Annotated in this window: 6 protein-coding genes and 1 pseudogene; 2 read left to right on the top strand and 5 right to left on the bottom strand. The window is 74.0% G+C overall.

The window, feature by feature from the left end; translation table 11 throughout:
* A pseudogene (locus E1291_RS39185) lies at positions 1 to 360 on the bottom strand (DNA-binding protein); the annotation flags it as partial.
* Positions 361 to 624: 264 nt separating this feature from the next.
* Here E1291_RS39185 and E1291_RS39180 point away from each other — a divergent pair.
* Together E1291_RS39180 and E1291_RS39175 are read left to right on the top strand one after the other, a co-directional pair.
* On the top strand, positions 625 to 1,290 hold the full coding sequence (locus E1291_RS39180) for a potassium channel family protein (RefSeq protein WP_131743077.1): 666 nt from the start codon (positions 625 to 627) through the stop codon (positions 1,288 to 1,290).
* Positions 1,290 to 1,952, top strand: coding sequence for a potassium channel family protein (locus E1291_RS39175; RefSeq protein ID WP_131743076.1), 663 nt, complete (start codon positions 1,290 to 1,292; stop codon positions 1,950 to 1,952). The genes E1291_RS39180 and E1291_RS39175 overlap by 1 nt, the downstream gene beginning before the upstream one ends.
* A gap of 69 nt (positions 1,953 to 2,021) precedes the next feature.
* Here E1291_RS39175 and E1291_RS39170 read toward each other — a convergent pair whose 3' ends face one another.
* The 4 genes from E1291_RS39170 to E1291_RS39155 form a co-directional block, all read right to left on the bottom strand.
* A complete protein-coding gene (locus E1291_RS39170) occupies positions 2,022 to 2,756 on the bottom strand; it encodes a DUF3159 domain-containing protein (RefSeq protein ID WP_370771116.1) in 735 nt (244 codons plus the stop codon).
* 34 nt (positions 2,757 to 2,790) lie between these two features.
* Positions 2,791 to 3,210, bottom strand: a complete 420-nt coding sequence (locus E1291_RS39165) for an OB-fold nucleic acid binding domain-containing protein (RefSeq protein ID WP_207401188.1) — start codon at positions 3,208 to 3,210, stop codon at positions 2,791 to 2,793.
* Positions 3,211 to 3,302: 92 nt separating this feature from the next.
* Positions 3,303 to 3,977, bottom strand: a complete 675-nt coding sequence (locus E1291_RS39160; protein WP_131743074.1) for a response regulator — start codon at positions 3,975 to 3,977, stop codon at positions 3,303 to 3,305.
* Positions 3,974 to 4,894 (bottom strand): sensor histidine kinase (locus E1291_RS39155; protein ID WP_242614658.1); only part of this gene is annotated, 921 nt, incomplete at its 5' end. The genes E1291_RS39155 and E1291_RS39160, both read right to left, overlap by 4 nt.

Below are 4,894 nucleotides of genomic sequence, written 5' to 3'. Positions count from 1 at the left end.
GTCGACCAGCAGCGCGCTGGCCACCACCACGCCCCAGTTCCCGCCCAGGTTCTCCGTGGCGACCTCGAAGTCGCCCCCACCCGACTGGTACGCCCGCACGTTCTGCCGATACGACGCCACCACCGTGAGCAGGATCACCACCACGGCCGCCGCCACCCAGGGCGTGTAGCGGTACATCACCAGCCCGCCCACCCCCAGGGCGAGCAGGATCTCCTGCGGCGCGTACGCCACCGACGACAGGGCGTCACTGGCGAACACCGGCAACGCGATGCGCTTGGGCAAAAGCTGCTCATGCTGCTGGGCACTGCTCAGCGCGCGGCCCAGCAGCAGCCGCTTCGCGAGGTCCGGAACCTTCGACACGGAACGAGACTCTAGCCCGTCACGTTGATGCTTCATGGGGGGCCCGCCCGCTCCCGCCACGCACCGGCGGGAGCGCTCCACGCCCGCCGGTCAGGCTGGTTGGGTAGTACTCCTCCAGGGGCATGTGTAGGTTTGCAGCCCGGCAGGATCATTCAGAGGAAACGGTCCTCGGGTGCGCACGGCGTCGGCAGCCCACGACGGATGCCGTGCACGGCGCGGGGGGTACGGGGGGAACGTCCCTCCGGACGGACAGAGGGAACGGCCGTGCATATCGTGATCATGGGGTGCGGGCGCGTCGGGTCGACGCTCGCCCACATTCTGGAGGACAAAGGCCATTCGGTGGCCATCATCGACCAGAGTCCCGAGGCGTTCCGGCGGCTGCGCAGCGGCTTCCGGGGCCGCCGCATCACCGGGTTCGGGTTCGACCGCGATGTGATCGCCGAGGCCGGGATCGAGCACGCGTCGGCGTTCGTGGCCGTCAGCAGCGGCGACAACTCCAACATCATCTCCGCGCGGGTGGCGCGCGAGACGTTCGGCGTCGACAACGTCGTCGCCCGGATCTACGACCCGCGGCGCGCCGAGGTCTACCAGCGGCTCGGCATCCCCACCGTGGCGACGGTCCGCTGGACCGCCGACCAGATCCTGCGCCGTCTCCTCCCCGAGGGCGCCGAGCCGCTGTGGCGCGACCCGACCGGCGCCGTGGTCCTCGCCGAGCTCGACACCGGCCACCTGTGGGTGGGCGAGAAGGTCGGGGCGCTGGAGGAGCACGCCGGGACCCGTGTGGCGTTCCTGTCGCGGATGGGCGAGGCGCTCGTCCCCGAGCGCGACACCGTCGTCCAGGACGGCGACATCGTGCACATCATGGCCCGAGCCGATGATCTGGAGCGGGTCAACGCCGCGGTGGCGGCGCGGAACGAGGGGGACGCGTGATGCGGGTCGCGATCGCCGGGGCCGGCGCGGTGGGCCGCTCCATCGCCCAGGAGCTGCTGGAGAACGGCCACGAGGTGCTCCTGATCGACAAGAGCCCGAAGGCCATCAAGGTGGAGATGGTGCCGCGGGCCGAGTGGCTGCTCGCCGACGCCTGCGAGATCTCCGCGCTGGACGACGCCGCGCTGGAGCGCTGCCAGGTGGTCGTCGCCTCGTCCGGCGACGACAAGGTCAACCTGGTCGTCTCGCTGCTGGCCAAGACCGAGTACGGGGTGCCGCGGGTGGTCGCCCGCATCAACCACCCCAAGAACGAGTGGCTGTTCAACGAGTCGTGGGGCGTGGACGTGGCGGTGTCGACGCCGCGGCTGCTGTCCGCGCTCGTCGAGGAGGCCGTCAGCGTCGGCGACCTGGTCCGGCTGATGACCTTCCGGCAGGGCGAGGCGAACCTGGTCGAGCTGACCCTGCCCGAGGACGCGCCGCTCGGCGGCGAGCGGGTCGGGTCGGTGGCCTGGCCGCGCGACACCGCCCTGGTGGCGATTCTGCGGGAGGGGCGCGTCCTCGTCCCCACGTCCGACGACACCCTGGAGCCCGGCGACGAGCTGATGTTCGTGGCCACCCAGGACGTCGAGGACGAGCTCGCCGAACTGCTGGGCGCCGGGAACTGATCCGCGCCGCCCTGGGGCGGGCCGGGACGTCCCGGCCCGTCTCGGCGCCCGTCTCGGCGTGCGCGCCGGTCAGGCGGCGGGCGGGCGTTCGCGGTCGAGGGGCGTGCGGCCGCGGGTCAGCAGCCACACCATCGCCGCCAGGGCCGCCACCTGGAGCGGCCAGCCCATGACGATCTTGGCGGGGCCCAGCAGGCCGCTCTGGTCGCCGTCGGCGAGGTAGATCGGGTACTGGACGGCGACCCGCACCGCGCAGGGCAGCACCAGCAGCCACGTGAGCCGGGAGCAGAGCCGGACGATGCCCGGGTCGGACCGCCAGGCGGTCGGGTCGCCGGTGACCGATCCGATGATGAAGCCGACGATGGGCCAGCGCACGACGATCGAGAAGATCATGGCGGCGCCGTACCCGGCGTTGAGCAGGATGCCGGGCAGGAAGGCGTTCTCGGCGCGGCCCGAGCGCAGCGCGAAGAACGCGGCGATCGCGATGCCGACCAGGCTGTTGAGCACGAACTGCGGGCTGGAGCGCTGCGCGATCCGGACCAGGAGCAGCACCACGGCCGCGCCGACGCCGGCGCCGACGGCGAGCCGGATGTCCTTGGCCGCGACGTAGGTGCCGGTGAAGGCGATCGTCGGGACGGCCGCCTCGACCATCCCGCGGACGCCGCCGAGCGCCTTGGTGAGCTGGGCCCGCACCGCGGCCTCGACCGTGTCGTGGGCGTCGGCCGGCGCCGCGGTGGCGCCCGCCTGCGCGGTCTCGGGCTCGGTCTCGGGTGTGGCGGCGGCCGCCTGGTCCCGGCTCGTTTCCAGTTCGCTCACGTGGTTCTCCCGGCCGCGCGCGGCGTCACGAACCGCCGCGCAGCTCGTATCGCGGATTGAACATGACCTTACGCCCGTCCTGCAGGCTCACCAGGCCCTCGGCGCGCAGCCGCCGGCCCGGGTCGATGCCGGCGATGCGGCGCCGGCCGAGCCAGACCAGGTTGATCACGTCGGTGCCGTCGTAGAGCTCGGCCTCCAGCGCGGGGGCGCCGCCGCGCGGCCGGAGGGTGACGGTACGCAGCGTACCCGCTACGCAGTGTCGTTTGCGCGCGGCGCAGGCGGTGATCGGCGTCGCTCCCTCGTCGCCGGTGGTCCGCTGTAGTTCCTCGGCCTCCAGCTCGGCCTTGCTCGAGGCCATGCGCCGCAGGAACCGCCGCAGGCCGCCCTTCCGCTCGGGGGCGCCGGAGTCCGTCGCCGACGATGTGTCGGGCGAAACCTCGTCCATAGTTGGAAGCGTATGGCATCCCGGGGTGAATCGGACCGTCGCCCCGGGGACGAATCGACGCCCTCGCCGCGGGCGGCCCGGCGCGGGGCCGATCAGGGTTCGAACCGGTAGCCCATCCCCGGCTCGGTGATCAGATGGCGCGGCCTGGCGGGGTCGTCCTCCAGCTTGCGGCGCAGCTGGGCGAGATAGACGCGCAGGTAGTTGGTCTCGGTCTCGTAGGACGGGCCCCAGACCTCGCGCAGGAGCTGCCGCTGGCTGACGAGCCGTCCCGCGTTGCGGACCAGCACCTCCAGGACGTGCCATTCCGTCGGGGTCAGCCGCACGGTCCCGCCGTCCCGGACGGCCTTCTTGGCGGCGAGGTCGACGGTGAACCCGGCGGCCCGGACGACGGCGGCCTCCCCGGCGGGCGCGGCGCGGCGGACGGCGGCGCGGAGCCGGGCCAGCAGCTCGTCCATCCCGAACGGCTTGGTCACGTAGTCGTCGGCGCCGACGTCCAGGGCCTCGACCTTGTCGCCGGACCCGTGCCGCGCGGACAGCACGATGATCGGGGCGCTGAGCCAGCCGCGCAGGCCGCGGATGACCTCGACGCCCTCCATGTCGGGCAGCCCGAGGTCGAGGACGATCACGTCGGGGTGGCGCCGGGCGGCGACGTCGAGCGCGCTCCGCCCGTCCGGCGCGGCGTCCACGTCGTAGCCGCGGGCGCGCAGGTTGATGCGCAGCGCCCGGACGAGCTGCGGCTCGTCGTCGACGACCAGGACCCTCGTCATCGCCCCTCCCCCGCGCCGGCGGCCGTCCCGCCGGCGTCCCCGTCGCTGGACGGTAGCGCGATCACCATGGTCAGGCCGCCGCCGGGGGTGTCCTCGGGGACCAGCGTCCCGCCCATCGCCTCGACGAAGCCGCGCGCCACGGCCAGGCCGAGGCCGGTGCCGGTGCCGCGGGGCGCGTCCCCGAGGCGCTGGAAGGGGGCGAACATGCGCTCCCGCGCGGCGGCGGGCACGCCGGGCCCGCGGTCGATCACGTGGATCTCGGCGCGGCCGCGGCCGGGGCCGGGGCGCAGCTCGGAGGCGGTGACGACGACGGGCGGCGGGCCGTACCGGGCCGCGTTCTCGATCACGTTGGCGAGGGCGCGCTCCAGCAGGCCCGCGTCGGCCAGCACCGGGGCGAGCGTCTCGGGCACGTCCAGCCGGACGTGCCCCTCCGGGACGTTCAGCAGGGCCTTGGGGAGCACCTCCTCCAGTGACACGGGGCGGATCAGCGGGGTCACCACCCCGGTCCGGAGCCGGCTCATGTCGAGGAGGTTGCCGATCAGCCCGTCCAGCCGGTCTGCGGACTCCTCGACCGAGGCGAGCAGCTCCGCCTCGTCCTCGGCGTCCCACTCGACGTCGGTGGCGCGCAGGCTGCTCACCCCGGCCTTGATGGAGGCGAGCGGGGTGCGCAGGTCGTGCGAGACCGCCGCGAGCAGGGCGGTGCGGATCCGGTCGCCCTCGGCGAGGCGGCGGGCGCGGGCGGCCTCCTCGTCGAGCCGCCGCCACTCCAGGACGGCTCCGGCCTGCGAGGCGAACGCGGTCAGCACGCGCCGGTCTGCGGCGGGCAGGACGCGGCCGCTGAGCGCGAGCACCGAGTCCGCGCCGACGCGGGCGGTGACGTCGGCCTCGGCGGGGTCGGCGGCGGGCCGCTCGCCGGT

The sequence above is a fragment of the Actinomadura roseirufa genome (assembly GCF_900659635.1).
Lineage (GTDB): Bacteria > Actinomycetota > Actinomycetes > Streptosporangiales > Streptosporangiaceae > Spirillospora > Spirillospora roseirufa.
The sequence above is the reverse complement of the archived record's forward strand: the minus strand, read 5'-3'. Positions and strand labels throughout refer to the sequence as shown.